This window comes from Bradyrhizobium sp. LeoA1Lang (genome assembly GCF_055413685.1).
This window is the reverse complement of the sequence record NZ_JBVAPG010000346.1, coordinates 1-3,016: the sequence shown is the minus strand read 5'-3', so window position 1 is coordinate 3,016 and position 3,016 is coordinate 1. Positions and strand designations below refer to the sequence as shown.

The 3,016-nt window shown below is 60.7% G+C and carries 2 protein-coding genes and 3 pseudogenes; 2 read left to right on the top strand and 3 right to left on the bottom strand.

Annotation, left to right across the window (positions count from 1 at the left end):
- Positions 1-149 precede the first annotated feature (149 nt).
- A pseudogene (locus ACZYOF_RS43215) lies at positions 150-639 on the top strand (IS630 family transposase); the annotation flags it as partial.
- Between the two features lie 617 nt (positions 640-1,256).
- On the opposite strand, the gene ACZYOF_RS43210 reads toward ACZYOF_RS43215, so the two are convergent.
- The gene (locus ACZYOF_RS43210) at positions 1,257-1,889 is read right to left on the bottom strand and encodes a hypothetical protein (RefSeq protein WP_155255611.1); all 633 of its coding nucleotides are present in this window, start codon (positions 1,887-1,889) and stop codon (positions 1,257-1,259) included.
- A 19-nt stretch (positions 1,890-1,908) separates the two neighbouring features.
- On the opposite strand from ACZYOF_RS43210, the pseudogene ACZYOF_RS43205 reads away from it, so the two are divergent.
- A pseudogene (locus ACZYOF_RS43205) lies at positions 1,909-2,234 on the top strand (transposase); the annotation flags it as partial.
- Positions 2,235-2,310: 76 nt separating this feature from the next.
- On the opposite strand, the pseudogene ahpD reads toward ACZYOF_RS43205, so the two are convergent.
- Both ahpD and ACZYOF_RS43195 read right to left on the bottom strand, forming a co-directional pair.
- Positions 2,311-2,779 (bottom strand): annotated as a pseudogene (ahpD, locus tag ACZYOF_RS43200) (alkylhydroperoxidase, AhpD family); the annotation flags it as partial.
- Positions 2,780-2,785: 6 nt separating this feature from the next.
- Positions 2,786-3,016 (bottom strand): thioredoxin domain-containing protein (locus ACZYOF_RS43195; RefSeq protein WP_463719530.1); only part of this gene is annotated, 231 nt, incomplete at its 5' end.

Genomic DNA, 3,016 nt, shown 5'->3' with positions numbered 1-3,016 from the left:
TTGACAGAGCTTGCTGCCCGGCCACTGTTAGCCACCATGGGATCGACACCAATGTCCGGCTGATAAAACAAACGACTGCAATTCACCCTTCACAGAAGTCTCTTACACAAAATATCTGACATTCCCAGCAGTTGGGGTTCGGCTACATCGAAGGCGTCACCGACGACTACCAGCGTCATGGCACGACCACCCTGTTTGCCGCCCTCAACGTGCTCGATGGCGCAATCATCGCTCAATGCAAACCCCGCCATCGCCACCCGGAGTTCCTCGCCTTCCTGCGTCATATCGAAGCTAACGTACCGGCCCAACTGGACATCCATCTCATCGTCGACAACTACGCCACTCACAAGCATCCCAAAGTCAGGGCCCGGCTCGCCCGCCGTCCGCGTTGGCACATTCACTTCACGCCAACCTACGCCTCCTGGCTCAACCAGGTCGAACGCTTCTTCGCGCTCATCACCCAACGCGCCATCCGGCGGGGATCGTTCGATTCCACCGCCGATCTCGTCAAAAAAAATCGACCGCTTTATCCGCAGCCACAATGCAAATTCACGCCCCTTCATGTGGACCGCTGCCGCCGACTCCATCCTCCAAAAACTCGCGCGACTTTGTCAGCGAATTTCCGGGGCAGAACACTAGAGGGAACATTCTCACCAATGTTTTCCGACTGGAGTGTTAGCTACGGAGACGGGATAGTTGGTGATTGAATGAAGCGATCCTGATGGAACCTTTGGACCGGTTGGCGATCCGCAACTGCATCTATCGGTACTGCCGCTGCATGGCCCGGGCCAGCAAGGCCAAGCTGCGCCGCTCCTATCGACCCCACGATCGGCATGGCATCTATTCCGGGCCTGCGGAGGGCTCCTGCCTCCCCGCGCGAGAGGTGCTCAAAAGCGCGCCCGCAGTATCCACCAGTTCGGCCAGTTATGACAGAACTGGTCGGCCCGACGCGCGCCGCTCTGCGACGTGCTTCCTTGTCATGCAGCGCGGCGGCAAGGATGGGCCCGTGCGGCAGTTCCGATCGGGCGACGCTGTTGCGGCTCGTTCGACAAGCGCGGCGGGGAGTGGTGCATTGAGGATTGTTCGACTGGGCCGAGGAGCAGTCGTTGCAGCCTCAGACCGAGGCCGCGCGCTGTGGCCGGCGCCTGCTGAGTGGAGCGCGGCCGTCCGACGATCCGATTTGCGAAACTCCGGCCGCTGCCCTCGATCGCCGCAAGCAGGATCCGCGTGCTCGCTCGTATCAGGTCCGGCGCACATCATCGCGCAACAAGTAACTGGAGACCCCAATTTCCAAGCGGCACGCTGCTTGCTTCATTCGCGGTGCCATCACCGATTGCCAGCTCGAAGGCGCTTGGTTGTGGATCGGGAAAGCGCCGCGGAGTGTTTGATGCGATCTTGAGTTCGTTCTTGGGGAGCGACAACGGTTGCGCTGGTCGAAAACGGTGCAGCCAATTCGGCGAACCCTTGGGCCAGCAGCACAAGTGCCACCGACCCTGCGGAGCTGGTCCGGAGGATGTATTGGCGGGCACGTCGACGGTGGTTACGGCCAAAAACCCTTCAGCAATCCCTACGGTCCGTCCGTTTATGGCGTCGTCAATACTCCTGTGTTCCTGGCAGGCGGCCGGATCGGCTACAACTGGCAGAGGAATAGGTCGGTGTTTGGCCCCACTGCTAGCGGTGCAGTCTGCAACGGCACAAATACCTGCCTCGCCGGCTCCGGCACGATAGTGAGCGCAAACTGCAAGGCAAACCCAAATGTCTTTGTAACTGGCGCCGGTCATCTCGGTTACGCTTTTGGCGCGCAGGGCCACACGCTGACCTACCTTAAGGGAGGCGTGGCTTGGCAAAACAATCCAGATGACGTCATCAATAACAACGAGTTTGGCCAATATCGGCGCCGGCGAGCGCGACTTCTACAAGGCGCTCGACGAGGTCTTTCCCGGCACACGCCACCAGCGAGGCTGGGTGCACAACACCGTGAACGTCCTGGACATGGTCCCACTCTCCGTGCAGGCCACCATGCAAGAAGGAGTTCTGCGAGGTCCATTGGGCGCGAACCGAGCGTCCGCCGAAGCGGTGATCGACGTCTTCGCCGAGAAGTATTGCGCCAGTTCGGCTGGGCGGTCGAATGCCTGGTGAAGGATCGCGACGCACTGCTGGCCTTCTACGATTTTCTTCCCGAACGTTGGGATCACTTGCGCACCACCAATCCCATCGAGAGCGTGTTCGCCACCGGGTCGATACCGGACCGCGCGGACGAAGCGCTCTTTGTCGCCAACCACCGCTGAAATGGACCCGCGGAGCGGGACCGACCGCGGTCTGGATGACCGCCGTGCTGATGCCGGCCTCCCGCAGCGCCTTCTCATGCGCGTCCATGCAGGCCCCGCAGCCGTTGATGGCGCTTACCGCCAGCGACCACAGCTCGAAATCGGCCTTGTCCACGCCGGGATTGCCGATGACGTTCATGCGTAGCCGCGTCGGCATCGTCTTGTATTCCGGGTTTGGCGGAGAGGTGAACGAAGCGGTAGTAGACGTTGTTCATCGCCATCACCGAGGCTGCGGATTTCGCCGCTGCGACCGCGGCCGGCGTCATCACGACAGCTACCGCAGATTCCATTGCGGCGATCACTACAGGATTGCGGGCGGCAATTGCGGTGGCGAGCAACAGCCCGTGTCTCCTCTGCGGTGATAGCGTCTCATCTGATATCATCGACGCCAGGTTCAGTCTGACGTCCTTGGCGAAATCGGGGATCTGGTCCATCAACTGCTCAATTGACATGATGCCTCAAGCAACCTTCAGCGTTTCGCCGCCGATCTCGCGGTTGCAGGGGCAGAGCTCGTCGGTCTGCAGAGCATCCAACACGCGCAGCGTGTCCTTCGGGTTTCGGCCGACATTGAGGTTGGTCGCGTAGACATGCTGGATCGTGTTGTCTGGGTCCGCGATGAATGTGTAGCGATAGGCGACGCCGTCCGGCGAACGCACTTCAAGACCATCGACCAGCCCGCCCTTGGTGTC